This is a genomic window from Actinospica durhamensis, from assembly GCF_018139695.1.
Taxonomy (GTDB): Bacteria; Actinomycetota; Actinomycetes; order Streptomycetales; family Catenulisporaceae; genus Actinospica; species Actinospica durhamensis.
Map to the genome: position 1 here is coordinate 1 of NZ_JAGSOG010000806.1, position 418 is coordinate 418.

The window sequence follows — 418 nt, forward strand, 5'->3', positions numbered from 1 at the left end:
CGGCCACGAGGGTGAAGTCGGTGGTCTGCGGGGCGGACACCGCGCCTCCCACCGTCTGCGTCGCGGTGGCCGTGTAGGTGGCGACCGGCAGGGCCGGGAAGGTCACGGACCAGGTGCCGTTGGGGGCGACCGTCGTGGTGAGGTCGCGGCCGCCGCCGAGGGTGACGGCGACCGGGGCACCGGCCTGCCCGGCACCCGAGACGGTGACGTCACGGGTGGAGTCGGCTCCGGGCAGACGGTACTGCGTGCCGGAGGTCGGGCTCGTGATGGTCAGGCCCGTGCCGGCGACGACGCTGAAGGCGCGCGTCACGGCGGCGGAGACGTCTCCACCGAGGGCTTGGGTCACCGACGCGGTGTAGCCGCCGACGGGCACGCCCGGGACGGTCGTCGACCAGGTGCCGTCCGCGGCGACGAGGGC

1 protein-coding gene is annotated in these 418 nt (G+C 75.6%); it reads right to left on the reverse strand.

Annotation, left to right across the window (positions count from 1 at the left end):
* Positions 1-418, reverse strand: a 418-nt coding sequence (locus KDL01_RS42315; RefSeq protein WP_212534324.1) for a hypothetical protein, incomplete at both ends; no start/stop codon positions are given.